Annotated in this window: 20 protein-coding genes and 1 pseudogene; 12 read left to right on the forward strand and 9 right to left on the reverse strand. The window is 70.9% G+C overall.

The window, feature by feature from the left end; genetic code table 11:
- Positions 1 to 20 precede the first annotated feature (20 nt).
- Complete coding sequence (locus ACIBX3_RS04660; RefSeq protein WP_397113057.1) at positions 21 to 1,451, forward strand: glycoside hydrolase family 3 protein; 1,431 nt, start codon at positions 21 to 23, stop codon at positions 1,449 to 1,451.
- Entirely contained in the window at positions 1,448 to 2,299 is an 852-nt protein-coding gene (locus ACIBX3_RS04665; protein ID WP_397113059.1) for a MurR/RpiR family transcriptional regulator, read from the forward strand. Before ACIBX3_RS04660 ends, ACIBX3_RS04665 begins: the two co-directional genes overlap by 4 nt.
- A 55-nt stretch (positions 2,300 to 2,354) precedes the next feature.
- Here the strand turns inward: ACIBX3_RS04665 and ACIBX3_RS04670 are convergent.
- Positions 2,355 to 2,549: pseudogene (locus ACIBX3_RS04670) on the reverse strand (helix-turn-helix domain-containing protein); the annotation flags it as partial.
- A gap of 54 nt (positions 2,550 to 2,603) precedes the next feature.
- Between ACIBX3_RS04670 and ACIBX3_RS04675 the strand changes: the two are divergent.
- The gene (locus tag ACIBX3_RS04675) at positions 2,604 to 2,795 is read left to right on the forward strand and encodes a hypothetical protein (RefSeq protein WP_397113061.1); all 192 of its coding nucleotides are present in this window, start codon (positions 2,604 to 2,606) and stop codon (positions 2,793 to 2,795) included.
- Between the two features lie 4 nt (positions 2,796 to 2,799).
- Here the strand turns inward: ACIBX3_RS04675 and ACIBX3_RS04680 are convergent, their stop codons facing one another.
- On the reverse strand, positions 2,800 to 3,657 hold the full coding sequence (locus tag ACIBX3_RS04680) for a bifunctional methylenetetrahydrofolate dehydrogenase/methenyltetrahydrofolate cyclohydrolase (RefSeq protein ID WP_397113062.1): 858 nt from the start codon (positions 3,655 to 3,657) through the stop codon (positions 2,800 to 2,802).
- Positions 3,658 to 3,939: 282 nt separating this feature from the next.
- Between ACIBX3_RS04680 and ACIBX3_RS04685 the strand changes: the two genes are divergently transcribed.
- The 3 genes from ACIBX3_RS04685 to ACIBX3_RS04695 are packed head-to-tail and all read left to right on the forward strand — an operon-like array spanning position 3,940 to position 10,072.
- Complete coding sequence (locus ACIBX3_RS04685) at positions 3,940 to 8,103, forward strand: NEW3 domain-containing protein (protein WP_397113064.1); 4,164 nt, start codon at positions 3,940 to 3,942, stop codon at positions 8,101 to 8,103.
- Complete coding sequence (locus ACIBX3_RS04690) at positions 8,100 to 9,062, forward strand: hypothetical protein (RefSeq protein WP_397113066.1); 963 nt, start codon at positions 8,100 to 8,102, stop codon at positions 9,060 to 9,062. The genes ACIBX3_RS04685 and ACIBX3_RS04690 overlap by 4 nt, the downstream gene beginning before the upstream one ends.
- Positions 9,062 to 10,072 (forward strand): ROK family protein, encoded by a 1,011-nt coding sequence (locus ACIBX3_RS04695; RefSeq protein ID WP_397113068.1) that lies wholly within the window; start codon positions 9,062 to 9,064, stop codon positions 10,070 to 10,072. Before ACIBX3_RS04690 ends, ACIBX3_RS04695 begins: the two co-directional genes overlap by 1 nt.
- A gap of 200 nt (positions 10,073 to 10,272) precedes the next feature.
- On the opposite strand, the gene ACIBX3_RS04700 is transcribed toward ACIBX3_RS04695, so the two are convergent.
- The 3 genes from ACIBX3_RS04700 to purN all read right to left on the reverse strand — a co-directional run bounded on the left by ACIBX3_RS04700 (position 10,273) and on the right by purN (position 12,734).
- Positions 10,273 to 10,449, reverse strand: coding sequence for a hypothetical protein (locus tag ACIBX3_RS04700; protein ID WP_397113070.1), 177 nt, complete (start codon positions 10,447 to 10,449; stop codon positions 10,273 to 10,275).
- Between the two features lie 120 nt (positions 10,450 to 10,569).
- Positions 10,570 to 12,108: a bifunctional phosphoribosylaminoimidazolecarboxamide formyltransferase/IMP cyclohydrolase gene (purH, locus tag ACIBX3_RS04705; protein WP_397113072.1), complete on the reverse strand. Its 1,539-nt coding sequence runs from the start codon at positions 12,106 to 12,108 to the stop codon at positions 10,570 to 10,572.
- Positions 12,105 to 12,734 carry a phosphoribosylglycinamide formyltransferase gene (gene purN, locus ACIBX3_RS04710; protein WP_397113074.1) on the reverse strand — a complete coding sequence of 210 codons (630 nt, stop codon included), beginning with the start codon at positions 12,732 to 12,734 and terminating at the stop codon, positions 12,105 to 12,107. The genes purH and purN overlap by 4 nt, the downstream gene beginning before the upstream one ends.
- 75 nt (positions 12,735 to 12,809) lie before the next feature.
- On the opposite strand from purN, the gene ACIBX3_RS04715 reads away from it, so the two are divergent.
- The gene (locus ACIBX3_RS04715; protein WP_397113076.1) at positions 12,810 to 13,229 is read left to right on the forward strand and encodes a hypothetical protein; all 420 of its coding nucleotides are present in this window, start codon (positions 12,810 to 12,812) and stop codon (positions 13,227 to 13,229) included.
- Between the two features lie 92 nt (positions 13,230 to 13,321).
- Here ACIBX3_RS04715 and ACIBX3_RS04720 read toward each other — a convergent pair whose 3' ends face one another.
- From ACIBX3_RS04720 to sucC, 3 genes are all read right to left on the reverse strand, one after another.
- The gene (locus tag ACIBX3_RS04720) at positions 13,322 to 14,938 is read right to left on the reverse strand and encodes a DUF6350 family protein (protein ID WP_397113078.1); all 1,617 of its coding nucleotides are present in this window, start codon (positions 14,936 to 14,938) and stop codon (positions 13,322 to 13,324) included.
- Positions 14,939 to 15,173: 235 nt separating this feature from the next.
- Complete coding sequence (gene sucD / locus ACIBX3_RS04725) at positions 15,174 to 16,049, reverse strand: succinate--CoA ligase subunit alpha (protein WP_397113080.1); 876 nt, start codon at positions 16,047 to 16,049, stop codon at positions 15,174 to 15,176.
- A gap of 3 nt (positions 16,050 to 16,052) precedes the next feature.
- Complete coding sequence (sucC, locus tag ACIBX3_RS04730; protein ID WP_397113082.1) at positions 16,053 to 17,234, reverse strand: ADP-forming succinate--CoA ligase subunit beta; 1,182 nt, start codon at positions 17,232 to 17,234, stop codon at positions 16,053 to 16,055.
- Positions 17,235 to 17,789: 555 nt separating this feature from the next.
- Here sucC and ACIBX3_RS04735 point away from each other — a divergent pair.
- The gene (locus tag ACIBX3_RS04735; protein ID WP_397113084.1) at positions 17,790 to 18,656 is read left to right on the forward strand and encodes a hypothetical protein; all 867 of its coding nucleotides are present in this window, start codon (positions 17,790 to 17,792) and stop codon (positions 18,654 to 18,656) included.
- 145 nt (positions 18,657 to 18,801) lie between these two features.
- Here ACIBX3_RS04735 and galE read toward each other — a convergent pair whose 3' ends face one another.
- Positions 18,802 to 19,779 (reverse strand): UDP-glucose 4-epimerase GalE, encoded by a 978-nt coding sequence (gene galE / locus ACIBX3_RS04740; protein WP_397113086.1) that lies wholly within the window; start codon positions 19,777 to 19,779, stop codon positions 18,802 to 18,804.
- A 378-nt stretch (positions 19,780 to 20,157) separates the two neighbouring features.
- Between galE and ACIBX3_RS04745 the strand changes: the two genes are divergently transcribed.
- From ACIBX3_RS04745 to ACIBX3_RS04760, 4 genes are all read left to right on the forward strand, one after another.
- Complete coding sequence (locus tag ACIBX3_RS04745) at positions 20,158 to 21,621, forward strand: glutamate--cysteine ligase (protein ID WP_397113088.1); 1,464 nt, start codon at positions 20,158 to 20,160, stop codon at positions 21,619 to 21,621.
- A 5-nt stretch (positions 21,622 to 21,626) separates the two neighbouring features.
- The gene (locus tag ACIBX3_RS04750) at positions 21,627 to 22,265 is read left to right on the forward strand and encodes a neutral zinc metallopeptidase (RefSeq protein WP_397113090.1); all 639 of its coding nucleotides are present in this window, start codon (positions 21,627 to 21,629) and stop codon (positions 22,263 to 22,265) included.
- Positions 22,266 to 22,349: 84 nt separating this feature from the next.
- Entirely contained in the window at positions 22,350 to 22,610 is a 261-nt protein-coding gene (locus tag ACIBX3_RS04755) for a WhiB family transcriptional regulator (protein ID WP_397113092.1), read from the forward strand.
- A 341-nt stretch (positions 22,611 to 22,951) separates the two neighbouring features.
- A complete protein-coding gene (locus tag ACIBX3_RS04760) occupies positions 22,952 to 23,635 on the forward strand; it encodes a lysostaphin resistance A-like protein (RefSeq protein ID WP_397113094.1) in 684 nt (227 codons plus the stop codon).
- Positions 23,636 to 23,693: the final 58 nt, after the last annotated feature.

Genomic DNA, 23,693 nt, shown 5'->3' on the forward strand with positions numbered 1-23,693 from the left:
AAGCATGAAGGAAAATGCCGATGAGCGGTGACCTGTACAGACTCGCGATGACGGTGCTGCATCCAGGGTTCGAGGGGACCTCGGCCCCTGACTGGCTGCGCCGCGCGCTGGGAGAGGGTCTCGGCGGGGTCGTGCTGTTCGCCCGCAACGCCGTCGACGCGCCGCTCGTCCGGCGTCTCCGGGCGGAGAATCCGGCCACCGTGGTCGCCATCGACGAGGAAGGCGGCACGGTCACCCGGCTCGAAGTCCAGTCCGGCAGTTCCTTTCCGGGCAACCGGGCGCTGGGCGTGGCCGACGACGTGGATCTCACCGAGCGGGTGGGCCGCCAGATCGGCAGAATGCTCGCCGAGCTGGACATCTCACTGAACTACGCGCCGTCGGCCGACGTCAACGCCAACCCGGACAATCCGGTGATCGGCGTCCGCTCGTTCGGCCCGTCCGCCGGTCTCGTGTCCCGCCACACCGTCGCGTACGTCAACGGGGTGCAGGGCGCGGGCGTGGCCGCCTGCGCCAAGCACTTTCCCGGCCACGGCGACACCGTCACCGACTCCCACCTGGCACTGCCCGCCGTGCACGCCTCGCGCGAGGTGCTCTCCGAGCGCGACCTCCCGCCGTTCGTGGCCGCGATCGGCGCAGGGGTACGTGCGATCATGACCGGCCACCTGCTGGTTCCCGCTCTCGATCCGGCGACGCCGGCGACGTTGAGCCGGGCCGTCCTCACCGAGCTCCTCAGGGACGAGCTCGGTTTCGACGGCATGGTCGTCACCGACGCGATCGAGATGCGGGCGGTGGCCGCCATGTTCTCCCCCGGCGAGATCGCGGCGCGGGCGCTGGCCGCCGGCGCCGACGCGATCTGCGTGGGGCTCGCCACCGAGGAGAGTCTGCACGCGATGCGCGACGCGATCGTGACCGCCGTCCGCGCGGGGATCCTGCCCGAGGAACGGCTGGCCGAGGCCGCCGGGCGGGTGCTCGCGCTCTCCGGCTGGTACGCCGCCAGGACCGCGCTCCGTGAGAAGGCCCGCGCCGATGTCGACACAGGCGTCGGACTGGAGGCCGCGAGAGCGGCGCTGACCACGACCGGGGCCGCCACGCTCGACCGCGGACCGCTCGTCGTCGAGGTCAACACCCGCCACAGCCAGGCCGTGGACCCGGCCACGCCGACCGGCATCACCACGGCGCTCACCGCGCTGCTGCCGAACACCACCATGATCCGCATGAGCCCCGAGGGCGACCTGCCGCCCTTCGGCGACCGCCCGGTCGTGCTGGTCGTGCACGACGCCGCCCGGCACGCGTGGGTCCGCGACCTCGTGGCCAAGGCCGTGGCGGCGCGGCCTGACGCGATCGTGGTCGACACCGGCATACCGGGCCCGCCCGCCGGCGCCGCCCACGTCGCCACCCACGGGATCTCACGCGTGTCCGCGCAGGCCGCGGCGGAATGGCTGACCCAGTGAGCACCAACCCCGTAGCGGCGGTGCGGGCGGTGCTGCCGTCCCTCACCCCGGCGGCGCAGTCCATCGCCCGCATCATCCTGGACGACCCCGGGCTCGTCGTCCGGAGCACGATCACCGAGTTCAGCGCCGTGTCCGGCACCAGCGAGGCCACGATCGTGCGGACGGCGCGGGCGCTCGGCTTCGGCGGGTACTCACAGATGCGCTTCGCGCTGGCGGCGGCCGTGGCCAAGCAGCCCGAGCGGCTGGTGCCCGGCGACCTCGCGCCCGACGACCCTTTGACGGACGTGATCGCCAAGGTGGCGCGGGCCGAGTCGGAGGCACTGGCCGACACGGCCGCCCAGCTCGACCCGGATCAGCTCGGCGACGTGGTGTCGGCGATCGCGGTGGCGCGGCGGGTGGACGTGTACGGCGTGGCGGCGTCGGGGCTGGTCGCGGCCGACATGTCGCAGAAGCTGCTGCGGATCGGGCTGTCCAGCCATCCGTTCAGCGACGCCCACCTGGCCCTGACCAGCGCGGCGCTGCTGCGGCAAGGGGACGTGGCGGTGGCCATCAGCTGCAGCGGGGAGACGCCCGACGTGCTGGTGCCCGCCCGGACCGCGGGCGAGGCGGGGGCGCTGGTCGTGGGGATCACCAACAATCCGCGGTCCTCACTGGCCTCACTGGCCGATCACACGCTGGTGTCGGCCGGGCGGGAGACGGCCTTCCGCCCCGGTGCGCTTGCCAGCCGGATCAGCCAGTTGCTGATCGTGGACTGCATCTTCGTGGGGCTGGCGCAGCGCACGTACGACATGGCGGACGCGGCCATCCGCGCCACCCGGGAAGCCACGGACCGCTACCGGAACCGGTGACGTGTTCGGCCCGCGGCGCCGCCGGCAGCACGATCGTGTCAGACGTCAGCCGCCGTAACTCGGTCCGCTCCAGGTAGGCGTATCCGAGCTCCAGCACGCGAGGCGTGAGTGAGAACAGCCGCCCGTCGCTGCGCACGTACCCGAGGTCGGCGAGCGTGAGGAGGAACCGCCTGGCCGCGGCCCGGCTGAGCCCCGTCGAGCGGGTCACCTGGCTGAGCGTGAGCTCGGGCTCGGCGGCGCCGAAGGCCCGCCTCGCTGGAGCAGGCGGCGGCGGCGGCCGGTGCGTCCGAGTACGGCCTGGCGCGTGGCGCCGTTCGGCGGGCGCGGGGCGTCGGGGACCGGGACGAGGTTCGGCGGAGGCGGGACGGGGGCGAACATCGACGCGTTCATCGAGACGCAGTGGGTGACCATGCAGGGGGACGTGGCGGCGTACCCGTTCCAGCGGCGGGGAGTGCGGGGCGCCGCGGTGCGCGGCGCCCCGCGGGCGTCCTCCTGAAGGTTCACCGACCGCTGATCCGGCGTTCGGCGGCTTCCACCACGTTCGAGAGCAGGAGCGCCCTCGTCATGGGGCCGACGCCGCCCGGGTTGGGCGTGAGGAACCCCGCGACCTCTTCGACGTCCAGCGCCACGTCACCGGCGATCTTGCCGTCCACCCGGGAGACCCCCACGTCGAGCACGGCCGCGCCGGGCTTGACCATGTCGCGTTTGATGAGCCCGGGCACCCCGGCCGCCGCCACCACGATGTCGGCCATGCGCACGTGCGCGGCCAGGTCCTGGGTGCCGGTGTGGCACAGGGTCACCGTCGCGTTCTCGCTGCGGCGGGTCAGCAGGAGGCCCAGCGAGCGGCCCACCGTGATGCCGCGGCCCACGACGGCCACCTCCGCGCCCTTGATCGGGACGCCGTACTCCTGCAGGAGCAGGACGATGCCGTGCGGGGTGCAGGGGAGCGGCGCGTCGACCATGTGGACGAGGCGGCCGAGGTTGACCGGGTGGAGCCCGTCGGCGTCCTTGTCCGGGTCCATGCGCTCCAGCAGGGCCATCGTGTCCAGGTGCTTGGGCAGGGGGAGCTGGACGATGTAGCCGGTGCACTCAGGGGAGGCGTTGAGCTCGTCGATGGCCGCCTCGACCTCGGCCTGCGTGGCGGTCGCCGGCAGGTCGACGCGGATGGAGGCGATGCCGACCTCGGCGCAGTCGCGGTGCTTTCCCGCCACATAGATCTGGCTGCCCGGATCGTCGCCCACGAGCACGGTGCCCAGGCCGGGGCTGATGCCGCGTTCCTTGAGCGCGGCCACTCGGGTGGTGAGGTCTGCCTTGATCTTGGCGGCGGTCGCCTTGCCGTCGAGTTTCACTGCGCTCATGCGGCAATCCTTCCATGCCTCCTCCTGCCCTCCGCACACCCGCTCCCCCGTACCCCCGCGGGCCGTCCTCGCCTCCCTCCTCCCAGAGGACGATCACCATCACACGGGTCGGCGAGGTCGTGGCAATGCGAGTGGCATGCGAGCCGAACTCAAGAGTTATCCACAGAGGCCAGGCAGCCAGGCGCGAGTTATCCACAGGCGATCTTTGACATCGTTGTCATTGATCTTGGAAGGGCTTAGTGTTACGGGCGCCGGCACCATGCTGCTCACGGAGGTCCCCCCTTGCCATTCCGCCTGTTGTCCGCCGAGTCGACCGACCTGTTCATAGGCTCGCAAGACGAGCCGCACCAGGTGCTCCGCGTCACCGTCGCCCAGGGCGAGCACGACACCGCCCTGGAGTTGCGCGGCGAGGGCGCGCGACTGGCCGAGCCGGTGACCGTGCCCGCGACCGCCTCCGGCGTCCTGGAGGTCCCCCTGAGCCTGTCGGCGCCGCCCGGCGCCACCGTCCCCTGCGTGCTGACCCTGGGCGAGGAGTCTCTGGAGGTCGCGGTCACGGCCGAGGAGCCGGGCTGGACGATGCACATGGTCTCCCACTTCCACTACGACCCCGTGTGGTGGAACACCCAGGCCGCCTACACCAGCCCCTGGGAGCTGCTCTCCGGCGACGCCAGCACCAGACCCCTGTGGGAGCGCAACGCGTTCGCGCTGGTCGAGGCGCACATCGAGCTGGCGCTGCGCGATCCCGACTACCGTTTCGTGCTGGCCGAGGTCGACTACCTCAAGCCGTTCTTCGACACCCACCCCGAGCGGCGGGCCGACCTGCGCGCGCTCATGGCCGAGGGCCGGGCGGAGCTGATCGGCGGCACGTACAACGAGCCCAACACCAACCTGACCGGCGCCGAGACCACCATCCGCAACCTCGTCTACGGCATCGGCTACCAGCGTGACATCCTGGGCGGCGATCCGCGCACGGCGTGGCAGCTCGACGTGTTCGGGCACGACCCGCAGTTCCCCGGCTATCTGGCGGCGGCCGGGCTGACCGGCAGCGCGTGGGCGCGCGGGCCGTTCCACCAGTGGGGCCCGATCCACAAGAACTTCGTGCAGGCCAAGAACGACGCGGCCCTGATGCAGTTCCCGAGCGAGTTCGAGTGGATCTCACCGTCCGGGCAGGGCGTGCTCACCCACTACATGCCCGCGCACTACTCGGCGGGCTGGCGGATGGATTCCGCGCCCACGCTGGAGGACGCCTGCCAGGCGGTCCACGACCTCTACCGCTCGCTCAAGCCCGTGGCCGCGACCAGAAACATCCTGCTGCCCGTCGGCACGGACTACACCCCGCCCAACAAGTGGGTCACCGACGTCCACCGCACGTGGGCGGCCCGCTACGTGTGGCCGCGGTTCGTCTGCGCCACGCCCAGGGACTTCCTCAACGCCGTCCGCGCCGACATGTCGCACTTCAGCCCCCAAACGCGCGACATGAACCCCATCTACACCGGCAAGGACGTCTCCTACATCGACACCAAGCAGGCCCAGCGCGCCGCCGAGGTGGCCGCGCTCGACGCCGAGCGCCTGTCGGCGTTCGCGGCCGTGCTCGGACTCGGCCGCTATCCGCACACGGCGCTCGACAAGGTGTGGCGGCAGCTGGCGTACGGCGCGCATCACGACGCGATCACCGGCTCGGAGTCCGACCAGGTCTACATCGACCTGCTGACCGGCTGGCGGGAGGCATACGACCTGGCCACGACCGCCAGGGACACCGCCCTGGACGCCCTGACCGGGCAGATCGCGGTGGACGATCCGAGCGTCGTGGTGACCAACACGCTGCCCTTCGCCCGTGACGGCCTGGTCCGCGTGCGCCTGCCCGAAGGCCGGACGCTGGCCGACCCGTCGGGCGCCGAACTGCCCGCCGTCGTGGACAACGGCACGCTGACGTTCCTGGCCCGCGACGTTCCGTCGCTGGGGTGGCGTACATACCGGGTGGTCCAGGGCTCGCCCGCGCCCTGGGACCCATCGCCGTCGCAGGCCGTCACCATCGAGAACGACCGCTGGCGGGTCACCGCCGACCCCGCCCACGGCGGCGCCCTGACCTCGATCCTCGACCGGGCCTCGGGCCGGGAGCTGCTCTCCGGGCTCGGTAACGAGCTGCGTCTTTACCACGAATACCCCACGCACCCGGACATGGGAGAGGGCCCCTGGCACCTCATCCCCACAGGCCACGCCGTGGGCTCCGCCGAGACCCAGGCGCTGAGCGCCCGCACGGAGACGAGCGCGATCGGTCAACGCCTGATCGTCACGGGACAGGTGGGCGAGATCTCGTACGAGCAGACCGTCACCCTGCTGACCGGCTCGGACCGGGTCGGCTTCACCACTCGCGTACTCGACCACACGGGCGCCGACCGTCTCCTCCGCGTGCGCTTCCCGGCTCACGTCGAGGGCGCGCTGCCGGTGTCGGACGTGTCGGGCGCCGTGGTGGGCCGCGGCTTCGCGCTCCCCGACGTGGACACGGCCGAGCACCCGTGGACGCTCGACAACCCCGCCAACACGTGGTTCGGCCTGTCCGCCACCGCCAGGGTCGACCTCGGCGAGGCGGGCGCGCGGGCGCTCGGCGTGGCCGAGGTCGTCGTGCCGGCGCTCGCCGACGCCCCTCAGGCCCGCGACCTGGTGGTGGCGCTGGCCCGCGCGGGCGTGACCGCCACCACGTCCTCCGCCGCCGGCACCAGGTACGGCTGGCTGGACGTCGACTCCAACCTTCCCGACGTCCGCATCGTCCTCGGCGGCCCCGACGCCAACCCGCTGGCCGCCGAGCTGCTCTCCCGGGCCGACCCGGCCTACCTGGACGCGCTCAAGTCGGGCGCCCCACGCGTGTGGATCCCGGCCGAGCGCCCGCTGTCCGAGGTCTGGCAGCCGAGCGCCGACCTGCGCGACCTCCGCGCCCTGCCCGCCCTGATCGTCGCCGGCCCGGTCGAGGACCTGGTGGCCGACCTGGCCGACGCCACGATCGAGGCCGTGTGCCCGCTGGGTGCCGAGCGCCTCGACCGCCGGACGGTCGCCCTGCTCGCGTACGGGCTGCCCGGTTTCGCCGTGGACCCGTCGGGGGCCCTGCACCTTTCGCTGATGCGTTCCTGCACGGGTTGGCCGTCGGGCATCTGGCTGGACCCGCCCCGCCGTACGACTCCTGACGGCTCGGGGTTCCAGCTCCAGCACTGGACGCACGAGTTCTCGTACTCACTGGTCGCCGGCGAGGGCGACTGGCGATCACTGCAGCTCCCCGCCGCGGCCCAGGAACACATCACCCCGCTCCTCCCCCGCGCGCTGGACCCTCAGAAGGGCCCCCTGCCCCCGGCCCACTCCCTCCTCACCCTGTCTCCCGCCCGCGACGTGCTCCTGAGCACCATCAAGGCCACCGGCAACCCCCACGCCCACGGCCTCGCGACCCAGGAGTCCGGCAACCAGGGCCTGACGATCCGCCTGATCGAATCCACCGGCCTGGGCTCCCTGGCCGAGATCAGCTCCCCGGTCCTCCCGCTGGACGACCTCACCCACTCAGACCTGCTCGAACACCCCGGAGCTCCGGCCTCCGACCTCAACCTGGCCGGCTTCGAGGTCGCCACCTACCTGGCGCCCGCCCCGCCCCCGCCGGCCGAACCCGAGCTCGGCCCCACGACCGAGCCGGCCCAGCCCGTCTACAGCCGCTACTGGCTGCACAACAAGGGCCCGGCGCCGCTCGGCTACCTGCCGATCTCCATCGCCGTCACCCCCGGCCTGGTCAGCTCGCCGGAGGGTCCCTTCGACGTGGACGTCGTGGTCTCCTCCCACCTGACCGACGACCCCCATGAGGGCGTGGTGGACCTGCGCGTCCCGGACGGCTGGACCGCCGCACCCGCCCAACGCCCCTTCCGCCTGCCTCCCGGCGGCCACGTACGCTTCCCCGTCACCGTGACGCCGCCCACCACACCGGCCGCGGGCCTGCACTTCGTCTCCGCCCGCACCATCGCCGGCGGCCAGCTCATCGAGGACGTCACGACCGTGGCGGTAGGCGACGACCTCCCCGAGCTCCCGGTCGCAGGCCCGCCCCCCGCCTCGGGCACCGCCGTCAAGGGCACCGCGTCGGCTGAGGCCCGCCCCACCGGCCTCTCGATCACCCCCGTCGCGGACGCCCTCTCCCTCCGCCCCGGCGACCGCACCGCTCTGGTCGTGCGCCTGGCCAACACCACCGCCGACGAGATCCGCGGCGAGGCCCAGCTCGCCTCCCCCTGGGGGACGTGGAATCTGCTCCCCCAGGTCATTCAGGGCTTCACGGTGGCGGCAGGCGAGACGGCGGAGGTGTCGTTCCCGGTGGAGGTGCCCGAGGACGCGGCGACCGGCCACGCCTGGGCCCTGGCCAAGGTCATGTGGTACGGCCGCTGCCAGTACGCTCCGGCCATCCGGCTGGAGGTGTCCCGATGAGCGGCCGCGTCCATCGCCACGCCGCGGAATCGGCGGCTCCCGGCGGCCTTCGCCCTCCCGCCACCGGAGCGGCCACCGCACCAGGGCTCGGCGAGGTGATCGGCTGGGTCGACGACCGCCCGGTTCCGCGTGCGCACCTCGACCGGCGCATCGCCGAGCTACGCGACGGCCCGCTCAGCGCGACGCTGCCCGTCCCGGGAACCTCCGAGGACCGTCAGCTGGCCAGATGGCTGACCCAGGTCATCCTCACCGAAGTCCTCTGCGAGACCATCGCCAGAGCCTTGGGCCTGACCCCGCTGGAAGGCCCACCGCTCGACCGCCTCGCCGCCGTCGAGCTCGGCTCCATCAACGCCGCCGCGTACAACGGCAGCCCATGGGTGCGCGCCGTGTTCCAGCACGTCACCGCCCGGACGGAGATTCCACCGCAGTGGCGCCCCCGCACATCCCCCGAACGCTCCCCCGGGCACCTCATCCGATACCGCCTGTTCGCCGACCGAAGGAGTGCGGACCAGGCCGGCCCCGGCGATCTGGAATCCCTCGGCCGCGTAGAGCTCGGCTCGCTGCCGACCGCCCTCGCGGAGGCGATCCAGGTCCAGCCCTACGGCACGCTCGTGGGGCCGGTGAGGGACGCCCTGGGCTGGCACCTGGCCATCGCCACCCCGGCCGAGCCCGCGCCGTCGAGCCGAGCGGCATCGTCCAATGCCCCGGTGGACGGACGGACCGCCACGTCGACAGACCGCCCGATCACCACCTCGTCCATAGGAGGAGCCGTCCCTTCGCCAGAGGAAGACCTCATTCGACCCTCCGAGCCCGCCGCCTGGACACCCTTGCTGGAGGCCGCGCGGCGAAGGGCCTTCGCGCGCCGGCTCGATGAGATGCGTGCCGAGAAGGTCGAACTAGTGCCCGGACTGGAACACCCTGGCGATCCCCGCCAGCCCGACAACAACCACAAACACTGATGACCTGCGTACTTGCCATTGACATCGGAGGGACCAAGCTCGCCGCCGCGCTGGTGGACGAGGAAGGTTCCGTGTTGCGCTCCGCTACCCGGCCCACGCCGCGTACGGACGTCATGTCCGCCCTGGCGGCCGTCGTCGCGGAGGTGACCGAGGGCGGCCCGCCACCGGTGGCCGCCGGGATCGGCTGCGCCGGCCCGCTGGACCTCGCCACCGGCACCGTGAGCCCGGTCAACATAGCCGACTGGCGCGGGTTCCCGCTGCGTGAGGAGGTTCAGAAGCTGACGGGACTGCCCACCGTGCTGGCCGGGGACGCGCAGTGCTTCGCGCTGGGCGAGCACTGGCTGGGCGCGGGGCGCGGCAGCACATCACTGCTCGGGATCGTCGTGTCCACGGGAATCGGCGGCGGCCTCGTGATCGACGGCGCGCCGCTCCTGGGGCCGACCGGCAACGCCGGACATGTCGGGCACATGAGCATCGACCCGTACGGCGAACGTTGCGAATGCGGCGGCCGGGGATGCGTGGAGCGCTACTCCAGCGGCCCCAATCTCGCCCGCTGGGCCCTGGAGAACGGCTGGTCACCTGGCTCCGTGGGCAAAGCCGGCGAAGCCGCTGCACTCGCCGGGCAGACGCCCGTCCTCTCAGAGCGAATCCCCGGCCACGCCGATCGGACGGCGGCTCGGATCGGTGAGAAGGCGGACGCGAGGGCGCTTGCGGAGGATGCGGCTGCGGGGCATCCGGTCGCGCTCGCCGCGTTCGAGCGTGGGGCCAGGGCGCTGGCCGGCATGATCGCATCCACGGCGGCCGCGGTCGAGGTCACCACCGTGGTCGTCGGAGGCGGCGTGTCAGCTGCGGGCAAGGTCTTGTTCGAGCCCTTGGAGCAGGCGTTGGACGACGTGGCGGGGCTGGCCTTTGTGCGGGCGGTCCAGGTCAAGCAGAGCACCCTCGGCGTACGCGCGTCCCTGGCCGGGGCGGCCAACCTGGCCTGGCAGACGCTCCGGCCGACGAGCTGAGCCGGCCGGGCCGGCGATTCGGCAGGCCGTCCGGCTGAGTCACAACATCGTCCGGACGGTGTCCAGAACGCCATGGCAGTCCTCAGCACCGTCCGGGAGTCCGCTTCGCGCCGATGTTCATGAGGCGCGCGGCCGACACGGTGCGCGGCGGACACGGTGCGCGGGCCGGTTTTGAGGTGATGTTCTCGAGTGCCCGAGTGTCAGTCGCGTTCGGCGGCCTGGGCTTCGCGGCGCTCGATGATCCGGCGGGTGAACGGGATGACCTCAACGACGCGGCTGCCCAGGTAGGCGCCGATGAAAGCGAGCACCAGCAGCACGATGGGGCTGGTGGCGAAGCCGTTCATGGTGAGGAAGGCCTGCAGGATCAACTCGAGCAAGGGGGACTCCGGGAAATCGGCTCAGCGGGGAGGCACATAGGCTAGCCGCACAGGACCGATGCTCGCCCCCAAAACGCCTAAAGGGCGACATGATCGGTCATGTCGCCCTCTAGCGGACGATCAGTGGAAGAAGTGGCGGGTGCCGGTGAAGTAGAGAGTGATGCCGGCCTTCTCGGCGGCCTCCACGACCAGGTCGTCCCGGATGGAGCCGCCGGGCTCGACGATCGCCTTCACTCCGCCCTCGACCAGGACCTCCAGCCCATCCGGGAACGGGAAGAAGGCATCCGAGGCGGCGACCGAGCCGGGCGCGCGCTCCCCGGCCCTGGCGACCGCCAGGCGGCACGAGTCGACCCGGTTGACCTGCCCCATGCCCACGCCCACGGTCGCTCCGTCGCTGGCGAGCAGGATGGCGTTGGACTTCACCGAGCGGCAGGCGCGCCAGGCGAACTCCAGGTCCGCCAGCACCTCGGGCGAGGCGGGCTCGCCGGTCTTGAGCTCCCATCGCGAGGCCGCGTCGCCGGGCGCGTCCACGCGGTCGACGGTCTGCACGAGGAGCCCGCCGTCGATCTTGCGGAACTCCGTCGGCTGCGAAGGCCCCTCCGGGCAGACCAGCAGGCGCAGGTTCTTCTTCTCCCGCAGCACCTCCAGCGCCTCGGCGTCGAAGGCGGGCGCGATGACGACCTCGGTGAACACGTCGAAGATCTGCCTGGCCAGCTCGACCGTGACCGCGCGGTTGACGGCGATCACCCCGCCGTACGCCGACACCGGGTCGCAGGCGTGTGCCTTGCGGTGCGCGTCGGCCACGTCGGAGCCGATCGCGATGCCGCACGGGTTCTGGTGCTTGATGATGGCCACGCACGGGTCGGAGAAATCCCAGGCGGCCCGCCAGGCGGCGTCGGCGTCGAGGTAGTTGTTGTAGGACATCTCCTTGCCGTGCAACTGCTCGGCGTTGGCCAGCCCGCCGGTGCCGGCCGTGTAGAGGGCGGCGCGCTGGTGCGGGTTCTCGCCGTACCGGAGCGTCGCCTTGCGGTCGTACGCGGACCCCGTGAACGCCGGGAACTCGTCCTCCTCGTACGTCGCCCCGAACCAGTTGGCCACCGCCACGTCGTACGAGGCCGTGTGGGCGTACGCGATGCCCGCCAGCCGCCGCCGCTCGGTCAGCGTGAAGCCGCCCTCGGCCAGCGCGGTGAGCACGTCGCCGTAGAAACCGGGGTCGACCACGACGGCGCAGGTGTTGTGGTTCTTGGCGGCGCCGCGGATCATGGCGGGCCCGCCGATGTCGATCTGCTCGACGCACTCCTCGTCGGACGCGCCGGAGGCCACCGTCTCCTGGAACGGATAGAGATTGACCACGACCAGCTGGAACGGGTCGATCTCCAGCTCCTCCAGCTGGGTCACATGGTGCGGCTTGGTGACGTCGGCCAGCAGCCCGGCATGCACACGCGGGTGCAGCGTCTTGACCCGCCCGTCGAGGCATTCAGGAAACCCGGTCAGCTGCTCGACCTTCGTCACCGGGATCCCGAACGACGAGATCGCGGCAGCCGTGCCCCCGGTCGAGACGATCTCCACACCGGCGCCGTCGAGGGCCCTGGCCAGCTCCTCGAGCCCGGACTTGTCGTAAACGGCGATCAGCGCGCGCCGGATGGCGATGCGAGTCACGTGGATTCCCCTCCTGATTGGTTGCCGATTCGGACGATACGTCCGCTGGCCGTCCAGCCCTCGCGGGCCATCCGGCCGACGATCTCGACGAGCAGGCGGCGCTCGACGGTCTTGATGCGCTCGTGCAGGGTCGCCTCGTCGTCGTCCGGGAGCACGGGCACGGCCTCCTGGGCGACGATGGGCCCGGTGTCGACCCCCTCGTCGGCGAGCATCACCGTACAGCCGGTGACCTTGACCCCGTGGGCCAGGGCGTCGCGCACGCCGTGCGCGCCGGGGAACGACGGCAGCAGCGCCGGGTGGGTGTTGAGCACGGGGAAGGCGTCGAGTGTCGGCTTCCCCAAAATCTTCATGAAGCCTGCCGACACGACGAGGTCGGGTTCGTACGATGCGATCTTGGCCGCGATTGCCGCGTCCCAATCCGCCCGTGTCGCATAATCGCCCAGTTTTTCGACAAAAGTCGGGATGCCTGCTCTGGTAGCCCTCGCCAGCCCCTCGATCCCTTCCCTGTCGGCGCCGACCGCGACCACGCGAGCGCCGTACGACGGGTCGGCAGAAGCGTCCAGAAGGGCCTGTAGGTTGGTTCCAGAGCCGGAGACGAGGACGACGAGCCGCCCAGCCTTAGACACGCACACTCTCCAAGAGGAAACAGGGTGGGGGTGCCAGGGTATCTGTTCCTTGCCCGGCGACGCAGAGGAGGTCAGGTGTCGACACCGGTGCAGGCACCGGCAGGCCAGCAGCCCGCCGAATCGGCGGGCCGCCGAGCGATCTGGTTGTCCATCGCAGCGCTGGCCATGACGTTCATGTTGCCGTTGGCCGGCCTGGTCATGGCGCTGTTCGCGCTAGTGGCCGGGATCCGGGCGCTCCCGCGGCTGAGGGCCGAGGGCAAGCCCACGGGCGTGGCCTTTGGCGGCATCACCGTCTCCTGGATCGCGCTGGTGCTGTCCGCCGTGGCCACGGCGATGCAGCTGTACCTGATGGACGAGTATTCGGCCTACCAGGAGTGCCTGAAGGGCGCGGGCACGGTGTCCTCGCAGGGTGAGTGCTTCACCCAGTTCAGGGACGCGGCCCAGCGCAAACTCCCACCCGACGTGCTCGAACTGCTGGGCGCGATGCAGCCCTGAGGACTCCCCGCTCGGCGCCGGCGCAGTCGACTCCTGACCAGGCGGCGGGCATGCGTGAGCGACCCCTCGAAACACCCTCGTGAGCCACCGGCCTAGTCGCGGTCCCACGCGTACGGGTCGAGGTAGATCACATGACCGCCGCGGTCGTCCGACTCGTCCACGATGTCCTTGCGCGGCGGTCGCGCCGGGTCAGGCTCCGACGGGCGCGGGCGGGCCTGGGCCCGTGTCTCGGCCTCCGCCGACGCGTGCTCGTCCTGCCAGTCGTCCCTGATGACCGGAATCTCCTGGGTGTCGGCCTCGGTGGCGTCCATCCAGTGGCCGGGCAGCGGACGCGGGTCCGACTCGGCCAGGCCGACCTTGCTCGCCGCCTTGGCGATCGCGGCCCCCGCCTTGCGTACCGGGGCGGCCGCCCTGTCGAGCGGCGTGCGGGCGCGCTTGTTGAGCAGCAGCAGGTTGGTCACGCCCGCGGAGATGCCCGCGGCCACGCCGACCTCGAGCGCGACCGACAGCGCCACCTCCCAGGGCGAGGGCCCGACCGTCGCCAGCCGGCCACCGCCGATGGGACCGCCGGACAACGCCGCCAGCGTCCCCGCGACGACGCCGGTGGAGACCCCGGTGAGGAACCCCCAGAGGGGCGCGGCCTCGTACGACGGCGACGGCGAGATCCTGGCCACCACCACCCCCGCCACTGCCCCCGCCGCGAACGGCAGCGCGATCACCGCCATCATCCACGCCGGCACCGGCCCGCTCTCTGGCAACGCTCCCAGCAGCGGCAGGCTCGGCACCGTACCGAGCTGCACCCCTGTCGGCGCGACCAGCGTGTCCGCGCCGACGGCGAACCCCGGTCCCGCGATGTACGAGAACGCCCAGACGACGGCGTTGAGCAGGTAGAGGAGCTGCAGCAGGATCAGCAGCACCCCGCCCACGAACCCCGGCGACAGGACGCTGGACAGATCCCTGACCTGGTCGAAGTTGAGCACGACGGCCACCAGCACCAGCGCCAGCCCGGCCACCACCAGCAGCGCGGTGGCCACCGCCGTGCCGACGGTGAGCGCGCGCACCCGCTCGGGCAGCAGCTTGAGCATCACCCGCCAGGGCCCGATCATCCGCGCGGTGGCCAGCGCCCCCGCCAGGAACGCCAGCACGAAGTGGCTGAACAGCGCCTCGCCGATGAACGGCTGCGTGATCTCGTTGCTCGCGACGAGCGCGATCAGGCCGGCCAGCAGCGCGTACGGGGCCGCCAGCGACACCCCCGCCTGGGCCACCAGGACGAGCTGCGCCCGGCGGCGGGCCTGGGCCTGCTCGCGCGGGCTGTTCTTGGGCAGCCGCGCGGGCAGCCGCAGCCGCAGGTCGGCGTCGCGCGCCATCCACCGCCCGGCCCGGTAGAGCAGCACAGCAGGCAGGAAGATCAGCCCGATCGGCAGCAGGCCGACCCGCCCGCCGGGGATCGCGAACCCGGCGTGGTGCGCGGCCAGCCAGATCTGCGCCGCCGTACGGAACACTCCCGGCAGCCCGGCGCCCAGCGTGCCGCGCGGGGCGGCAATCCACCCGACCAGCGTGAGCGTGGTGAGCGCGGCCAGGCCGACCCCCAGTGTGCAGGCCGCAGCCAGCATTCCCGACACGGGCAGGGGCCGCCTCGTCTCGTCGTCCGCCCCCGGGAGCTTGCTGAGCATTGACCCGGTGCGCAGTTGGTCGAGGATCGCCGTCACAGTGCGATTTTCTCAACCTTTCCCAACCAACCCTTGGTTGACGCGCCGGGAGATTTCATTTACATCTTTTAAGCTGCGACGGTTGGCTCCGTGGTCAATTCGGGGCGGGCCACCCCCCGCGACCGTCAGCCGGCCTCGTGACGCTCCCGCGCCGACCGCCTCACGGCCCCTCGGCCGGCTCCACACGTGGGAAGGCCCCGCACGACGCGTACCGTGCGGGGCCTTCGGTGAAGCGTCAGCGGGACTGCATGATCTCGCGCATCAGCCGCGCCGTCTCCGACGGAGTCTTGCCGACGCGGACGCCGACCTTCTCCAGGGCTTCCTTCTTGGCCTGGGCGGTGCCGGCCGAGCCGGACACGATGGCGCCCGCGTGGCCCATGGTCTTGCCCTCGGGCGCGGTGAAGCCGGCCACGTAGGCCACCACCGGCTTGGTGACGTGCTGCTCGATGTAGGCCGCGGCCCGCTCCTCGGCGTCGCCGCCGATCTCACCGATCATCACGATGGCGTCCGTGCCCGGGTCCTCCTGGAACGCCTGCAGCGCGTCGATGTGCGTGGTCCCGATGACCGGGTCGCCGCCGATGCCCACCGCGGTCGAGAAACCGAAGTCGCGCAGCTCGTACATGAGCTGATAGGTCAGCGTGCCGGACTTCGAGACCAGGCCGATGCGGCCGGCGGTGGTGATGTCGGCGGGGATGATGCCCGCGTTGGATGCACCGGGAGAGGCGATGCCGGGGCAGTTGGGACCGATGATGCGGGTCTTGCCGCCCTTGGCCACCGCGTACGCCCAGAACTCGGTCGAGTCGTGCACCGGCACGCCCTCGGTGATCACCACGACGAGCGGGATCTCGGCGTCGATGGCCTCCTTGACGGCGTCCTTGGTGAACGCCGGCGGCACGAACACGACCGACACGTCCGCGCGGGTCTTCTCCATGGCCTCCTTGACCGTGCCGAACACGGGCAGGCCCTCGTGCGTGGTGCCGGCCTTGCGGGCGTTGACACCACCGACGACGCGGGCGCCGGAGGCGAGCATGCGGCGGGTGTGCTTGGTGCCCTCACCGCCGGTCATGCCCTGAACAATGATCTTGCTGTTTTCCGTCAACCAGATGGCCATGAGTTACGCACCTACCGCAGCGAGCTCGGCGGCCCGCTTGGCCGCGTCATCCATCGTGTCCACCAGCTCGACCCGCGGGAGCGCGGCGTCGGCCAGGATCTGCCGCCCGAGGAGGGCGTTGTTGCCGTCGAGACGGACCACCAGCGGGTGGGTCACGGCCTCGCCACGGCTCTCCAGCAGCTTGAACGCCGAGACGATGCCGTTGGCGACGGCGTCGCAGGCGGTGATGCCGCCGAAGACGTTCACGAAAATCGACTTCACGTCGGGGTCGGAGAGGATGATCTCCAGGCCCGCGGCCATCACCTCGGCCGAGGCGCCGCCGCCGATGTCCAGGAAGTTGGCGGGGGACGGCTTGCCCGGGAACGCCTCGCCTGCGTAGGCGACGACGTCGAGGGTGGACATGACCAGGCCCGCGCCGTTGCCGATGATGCCGACGCTGCCGTCGAGCTTGACGTAGTTGAGGTCCTTCTCCTTGGCCTTGGCCTCGAGGGGGTCCTCGGCGGCCTTGTCGGCCAGGGCCTCGTGGTCCTGCTGGCGGAAGGAGGCGTTGTCGTCGAGCGTGACCTTGCCGTCGAGTGCCTTCACCTGGCCGTCGGCCGACAGGATCATGGGGTTGACCTCGACGAGCGTGGCGTCCTCGTCCACGAAGCAGCACCAGAGCTTCTCGATGAGCTCTGCGGCTCCGTCGAGGGCCTTCTCCGGCAGGCCGCCGGCGACCGCGATCTCGCGTGCCCTGGCGCGGTCGATGCCGGTCAGCGCCGAGACCGGCACCTTGGCGACCTTCTCGGGTGCGCTGTGGGCGACCTCTTCGATGTCCATGCCGCCGGCGGCGGAGCAGATCGCGAGGAAAGTGCGGTTCGCACGGTCGAGCAGGAAGGAGAAGTAGTATTCCTCCGCGATCGCGCTGGCCTCCTCCACCAGCACCTTGTGGACCGTGTGGCCCTTGATGTCCATGCCCAGGATGGCGGTGGCCTTATCGACGGCGTCGGCGGCGTCGTCGGCCACCTTCACGCCCCCGGCCTTGCCCCGGCCACCGGTCTTGACCTGGGCCTTGACGACGACGCGGCCGGTCAACTGCTCGGCGGCCGCTCGCGCCTCCTCCACGGTGTGGGCGACGATGCCGCGCGGCACCGGGATGCCGTAGTCAGCGAAGAGCTCCTTCGCCTGATGTTCGAACAGGTCCACGAGGGTCCGTCCTTGCTTGTCCGACTGATGTTCGACGGCCCGGGCAACTGCGCTGACGGTCGCGTCCGCTTCGCCGCTCGTTGCTTCGTTCTCTCACGGCGAGCTCCTACGCTCAGGGGTGCGTGCCGGGCGTTTCCGCCAGTGAAGCCTAGCCCGAAGCTTGACCTGACCTGGTCATCGGGTCACGGTTCTGCCGCTATGTGACGGTCATCTCACTTCTCGAAGGCCCCACTGCACGAAGAATGCACCAATTCCTCGCAGAACAGTACGCCACCCGATATGCGGCCGTGATCTCTCATTGGCAGGCTTCTGCCGCTCCTCGCAAAGCCATCGTCCTGGCGGAGAAATCGTACGCGGCGGATTCTCCCGTGATCGCTGTGGAACGTTACGTAGCTGCAGAGAAAGCGCTCGGCGTGGTGTCGGCCGGAGCGCTAAGATCACGATCGAGGCTCCGCCGGTCGGTGAGATGGCGGAGCTTTTACTCGCCTCGCTTCACCCCGGGGCAAAAAGCCTCGACGGGAAGCACCGGTAACCCCCCTCAACAAAGGAATCTTCATGAAGCGAATGCTCGCCGGCGTGGTGTTAGCAGCCACCACCGCCACCCTGGTCGCCGCGACACCCGCGATGGCCGCCGCGCCGAAGAACCCCGTCGTCGCGATCAAGAAGCAGCTTGCTCCCGGCAAGGGAGTGAAGTTCACCGAGCGGACCATCATCGACTCGGACGGGAAGCGCGAGGTGTTCGTCCGGCGCAGCGGCACCCTGCAGTTCAGCAGGTCCGGCATCGCGGCCTCGGACATCACGGGCAAGTTCAACATCTCGCTGAAGGACCTGGGCTCGGACACGGAGGAGGTCCCGGATCTGCTCAAGGGACTGGCCGCGCAGGAGCGCACGATCAGGGTCGGCACCACGTCCTACATGTCCGGAGGCATGTGGGGGACCATGCTGCCCGAGGACAAGACCTGGTTCAAGTACCCCAAGGGCCCGACCGGCGGCCTCACCGGCACCTACGGCCAGCCGCTGAACCTGGCCGAGTCCGCCACCCTCAAGACCCTGTTCAAGGGCGCCAAGCCCGCGAGCGGCGGCTACGCGGGCAAGATCACGGTGGGCGACCTGTGGAAGGTGTCCCCGTGGTACCGGGCCACTGTGCTCTCGAAGCCCGCCAAGAAGGCGCTGAAGGGCACCATCAGCTGGCGGGTCACCCTGAACTCGGCCGGCCTGCCGACCCGGCTCGTGTCGACCTTCCCGGTATCCGCCGTGACCGGCGCCGGGAAGGGCACCGTGAACGTGGACACCGGCTTCTCCGGCTGGGGCGCCGCAGTGGCGATCAAGGCGCCGCCGGCGGACGAGGTCGCCACCGAGTTCAAGAACGGCGAGGACGACGGGTCCATGGTCTGGGACTCGCTCGGCAGCTTCGGCGGCTGATGTAGCCGGCTCAACCCTCTCCCGCCGCCAGGCGGGAGAGGTGCGGTTGCTCGGCGTACCCACTCCGACGAGGATGTCGTCAACGGCACCGGCCTCGGGTGGCATGCGAAACGTACAGGGCCGGGGCGGCGGCACCCCAGACCCTCTAGCCCAGCCGGGAGTCCCGCAGGCGGGCCCATTCGAGCGAGTGCCTGATCCCGTCCTCGATCGAATAGCCGGCCCGCCAGTCCAGCAGACGGTGGGCCCGGTCGCTGCGGGTGTAGGCGCCGGCCACGTCGCCCGGGCGCGCCGGGGCTTCGACGACCTCGATCGGGCGGTCGACGACGCGGTTGAACGCCTCGGCCAGCTCCCGGACGGTGGTGCCCGCGCCGGTGCCCAGGTTGATCACATCCACCGCCAGCTCGTCGAACCTCCGCAGGGCCGCCACATGCGCGGTGGCCAGGTCCCAGACGTGGACGTAGTCGCGGATGCCGGTGCCGTCGCTGGTCGGGTAGTCGGTGCCGGTGATCTGGAAGGGCACGCGGTCCTCGTACGCCTCGATCATCTTGCCCAGGGCGTGGCTGGGGCGCCGCAACTGCAGACCGGTGCGCATCTGGGGGTCGGCGCCGATCGGGTTGAAGTAACGCAGGGAGAGGATCTTGATGGGCCGGGTGGCGGCGATGTCGGCGAACATGGCCTCGCACACCGCCTTGGTGCGCGCGTACGGGCTCATCGGGGCCAGCGGGGAGTCCTCGGTCACCGTGTGGTCCTCGGCCACGCCGTAGATCGACGCGGACGAACTGAAGATCATCCGGGTGCGGCCGTTGCGGATCAGGTGATCGGCGAACTCGAGGCTCTTGGCGACGTTCGCGCGGTAGTAACCGATGGGGTCGGCTACGGAGTCGGGCACGACGATGAGGGCCGCGCAGTGGATCACTGCCTCAATATCTGAATTTTCGGCAAATATCTTGTCAATCAGCGGGCCGTCGCTGATATCCCCCTCATAGAACACCCGCCCGTCGGCGAACTCCCTCCGCCCGGTCACGAGGCTGTCGAGAATGACGGGCGAGATCCCGGCATCCAGACACGCCGACGCGACCGTGCTGCCGATATAACCCGCCCCACCGGTAATCAAGACACGCATCCCAGCACCCTACTTCCGCGCGAGCGCCCGTCCCGCCGCGGCAAATGGCTGGAGCCCCGTCCTGTGTCCTCCCGCCGCCGGCAGCTCCCGCCCTACCGACCCCATCTCGTACGGCTCCGCCAAGTGGGCCGCCACCCGCCGCACTTCGGCTGAGGACCCTCCAGGAACACGGCCTCTGACCCCTTCAGTGGCGGGCCGCCGTTACGGAGCGCCCAGTGAGCCGGCGCCGTGGACACATGTGGGCCGACGCCGTGGACACACCCGGGCAGACGCCGTGGACACACCCGGGCCCGACGCCGCGGCACATCTGGGGCGGGCGAAGGCGGAAAGGGGGGACTGGCCTGGTGTTTGGCGCGTTGACGTGCGACATTTCCAGATATGGGCAGAGACGTACCGGTCGTGGTGTTCAGCCGCGAAGATCGCCGGAAATATCGCGAAAAGGTGCGACGATGTCTTGACGTCTTCGCCCAGATGTTGCGGGAGTCGCGCTTCGAGCTCGAACGCCCGCTCGCCGGTCTGGAGATCGAGCTCAACATCGTGGACGCGAACGGCGAGGCCTGCATGCGCAACGCCGAGGTGCTCGCCGCCATCGAGCAGCCGGACTGGGCCACGGAGCTGGGCCAGTTCAACATCGAGATCAACATCGAGCCCCAGGAGCTGAGCGGCGACGGCCCGCTCCGCCTGGAGAACGACGTACGGGCCAGGCTCAACCACGCCGACGAGCGCGCCCGCTCCCAGGACGGGCACCTGGTGCTGGTCGGCATCCTGCCCACGCTGCGCGAGCAGGACATCGGCGAGGGCACACTGTCGGCGAACCCCCGCTACCGCCTGCTCAACGAGCAGATCTTCGCCGCCCGCGGCGAAGATCTGCACCTGTGCATCGAGGGCGTCGAACGCCTCGACACGCACGCCGACAGCGTCGCGCCCGAAGCCGCCTGCACGAGCGTCCAGCTTCACCTGCAGGTCAGCCCCGAGGCGTTCGCCGCGAACTGGAACGCCGCCCAGGCCATCGCGGGAGCGCAGGTCGCGGTGGCGGCGAACTCCCCGTACCTGTTCGGCAAGGAGCTGCACCGCGAGACCAGGATCACGCTGTTCGAGCAGGCCACGGACACGCGGCCGGCGGAGCTGAAGGCCCAGGGCGTGCGGCCGCGCGTCTGGTTCGGCGAGCGGTGGATCACCAGCGTCTTCGACCTGTTCGAGGAGAACGTCAGCTATTACCCGGCCCTGCTGCCCCTCTGCGAGGACGAGGACCCGCGTGCCGAGCTGGAAGAGGGCCGCATCCCGGAGCTCCACGAGCTGACCCTGCACAACGGCACGATCTACCGCTGGAACCGGCCCGTCTACGCGGTCGTGAACGGCATGCCGCACCTGCGCGTGGAGAACCGCGTCCTGCCCGCCGGACCCTCCGTGGCCGACATCGCCGCGAACGCCGCCTTCTACTACGGCCTGATGCGCGTGCTGCCGTACGCCGAGCGGCCGATCTGGAGCCAGATGTCGTTCCAGGCGGCGGAGGACAACCTCGGCGCCGCGGCCCGGAACGGGCTGGAGTCGCGGCTGTACTGGCCGGGTATGGGCGAGGTGCCCGCGGCCGAGCTGATCCTGCGCCGCCTGCTGCCCATGGCGTACGAGGGGCTGGCCGAATGGGGCGTCGACCGGCCCGTCGCCGACCGGCTGCTCGGCATCATCGAGGGCCGCTGCCTGACGGGGCGGACGGGGGCGAGCTGGCAGGTGGACCGCGTACGCGCCCACGGCGGGGACCGGCACGAGGCGCTGCGGGCGATGACCCTCGACTACATCGAGCACATGCACACGAATGAGCCGGTGCACACCTGGGAAGTCTGAAGCCCATGACCCTCCGCCCGCTGGTCATCCTCCTCGCCCTGACGCTCGCCGCCTGCGGCATCGCCCGCCCGCCGTCCATGGATCCGGCGGAGGACGACACGTTCGAGGGAGACGTCCGTACGGCGCGGACGCTGACGGAGGAGTTCTGGAAGCAGCAGTTCGACCGGCTGGGCGAGACCTACCGGCCCATCGCCGACTTCGTCCCCTACTCCGGGACCTCCGGGCCGAGCTGCGGCGGCGAGCCGCCCGTGCCGAACAACGCCTTCTACTGCCCCGCCGGCCACTTCATCGCCTACGACCAGGACTGGATGGAGGCGTTGTGGAACGAGATGGGCGACGGGTCGGTCTATTTGATCATTCCGCATGAGTTCGGGCACTCCATCCAGAACCAGCTCGGCACCGGCTTCGGGCTGAACGTGCAGATGGAGCTGCAGGCCGACTGCTACGCGGGCGGCACCCTGTCGGCCCTGGTCAACTCGGGCGCGCTGACGACGGAGGCGGGTGACGAGGACGAGCTGTTGCTGAGTCTGGCGGCCGCCGGCGACCCGACGGACGACTGGCTGAACCCGGCCGCCCACGGCACGGCCGAGCAACGGCAGTCGGCGTTCGCCAAGGGGTACAGGGGCGGCGTGGGTGCCTGCTGACGTCGGGCATTAGCTCGCGGATGTACGCCTCGATCAACCTAGAGGATGATGTGGTCGATCATGACCACGCCGTACCGTGGACGCATGCCACTGGAGGAGATCGGCTGGCTGCGCAGGGGGGCGTGCAGATCCAGCGACCCGGACCTCTTCTTTCCCCTCGCCCCCTCACCCCTGCAGGAAGCACGGGCCAAGGCGGTCTGCGCCGGGTGCCAGGTGCTGGAGGAGTGCCGGGCGTACGCATTACGAGCGGGCGAGTCGGAGGGCATCTGGGGCGGCCTCACCCCGGAGGAACGCCGCCGCACCCGCTTCCCGGCGGGCTGGCGCAACTCGGCCGCCGCCTCCTGACGGACCCTCCGCCCGGCGGTACGGACGTCCTGCCCGAAGCGGCGGCCCAGCCGCTACGGCAGCCGCCTTAGGCCGGTTCGATGTGGGCGAGATCGCGACGTAGCGTCTTCGGTTCTCTGTGTTCACCTATGGAGAACGGACATCGGCGTAGTCTCGTCGCACGCCGGCCGAGGCTGGGGCGCGATCCGACGGAAGCCGAAGCCGCGTCCGTCCGGCAGGGCCGGGCGGACCGTGGCTGAGAACCGCGTTGCCGGGGCCTGACTCCGCACTCCTGGGGGGAGTGCGGCTGGTAATCACCGGCTCGCATGGCGGGTGCCGGCAACTACTCATACCCTGCAAGGGTGCTCCTCCGCTCGATCGCCATCCTCGCCGCCGCCAACATCATGAACAACAAGGTCGCCCCCCGCCTGGGACCTCTGACCTCCGCTGCCGCGACGGCCGCCCTGGTGGCGATGGCCCGCAGGTCGGGCCTGTCGTGGGAGGAGCTCGGCTTCGAGCACGGCCGCCGCGGCGCGCTCGCCGGCGGCGCCCTGGCGGCGGCGGTGGCCACCGCCTACACGATCGGCATCTCGCACCCGCGCACCAGGCCGCTGTTCCGCGACGAGCGCGCCCTGTCGCTGTCGCGTGCCCGCGTCCTGGAGGAGGCCCTCATTCAGGTCCCGCTGGGCACGGTCCTGCTCGAGGAGGTGGGATTCAGGGGCGCCCTGTACGCCATGCTCCGCCAGCGGCACGGCACGGTCGCCGCCACGGCGGTCTCCTCGGCCCTGTTCGGCCTCTGGCACATCCTCCCGGCCATCGACATGGCCCGCGCCAACCCGGCACTCGGCGCGCTGACGGCCGGCGAGTCGCCCAAACATTTGGACACCGCCCGGGTGGTGGCAGGGAGCGTGGTGTCGACGGCGGCGGCCGGGGTGTTGTTCTGCGAGCTACGCCGCCACCGCGGCCTGCTGACGCCGGTCATGCTGCATCTGGCGACCAACTCCTTGGGCTACCTTTTCGCCAGGATCGCCGCAAAGCAGAAGTAAGCCGCCGTGCGGCGGGCTGCGATCACCCCCGCGAATGAGGATTCTTCACCTTGGAATG

This window comes from Nonomuraea sp. NPDC049480, assembly GCF_044465905.1.
GTDB lineage: Bacteria > Actinomycetota > Actinomycetes > Streptosporangiales > Streptosporangiaceae > Nonomuraea.

Excerpts from the sequence above, each read along its gene's own strand:
- ACIBX3_RS04660 (WP_397113057.1), top strand. The coding sequence starts at position 21 with ATGAGCGGTGACCTGTACAGACTCGCGATGACGGTGCTGCATCCAGGG.
- ACIBX3_RS04680 (WP_397113062.1), bottom strand. The coding sequence starts at position 3,657 with ATGAGCGCAGTGAAACTCGACGGCAAGGCGACCGCCGCCAAGATCAAG.
- ACIBX3_RS04690 (WP_397113066.1), top strand. The coding sequence starts at position 8,100 with ATGAGCGGCCGCGTCCATCGCCACGCCGCGGAATCGGCGGCTCCCGGC.
- ACIBX3_RS04695 (WP_397113068.1), top strand. The coding sequence starts at position 9,062 with ATGACCTGCGTACTTGCCATTGACATCGGAGGGACCAAGCTCGCCGCC.
- sucD (WP_397113080.1), bottom strand. The coding sequence starts at position 16,049 with ATGGCCATCTGGTTGACGGAAAACAGCAAGATCATTGTTCAGGGCATG.
- ACIBX3_RS04735 (WP_397113084.1), top strand. The coding sequence starts at position 17,790 with ATGAAGCGAATGCTCGCCGGCGTGGTGTTAGCAGCCACCACCGCCACC.
- galE (WP_397113086.1), bottom strand. The coding sequence starts at position 19,779 with ATGCGTGTCTTGATTACCGGTGGGGCGGGTTATATCGGCAGCACGGTC.
- ACIBX3_RS04745 (WP_397113088.1), top strand. The coding sequence starts at position 20,158 with ATGGGCAGAGACGTACCGGTCGTGGTGTTCAGCCGCGAAGATCGCCGG.
- ACIBX3_RS04750 (WP_397113090.1), top strand. The coding sequence starts at position 21,627 with ATGACCCTCCGCCCGCTGGTCATCCTCCTCGCCCTGACGCTCGCCGCC.
- ACIBX3_RS04755 (WP_397113092.1), top strand. The coding sequence starts at position 22,350 with ATGCCACTGGAGGAGATCGGCTGGCTGCGCAGGGGGGCGTGCAGATCC.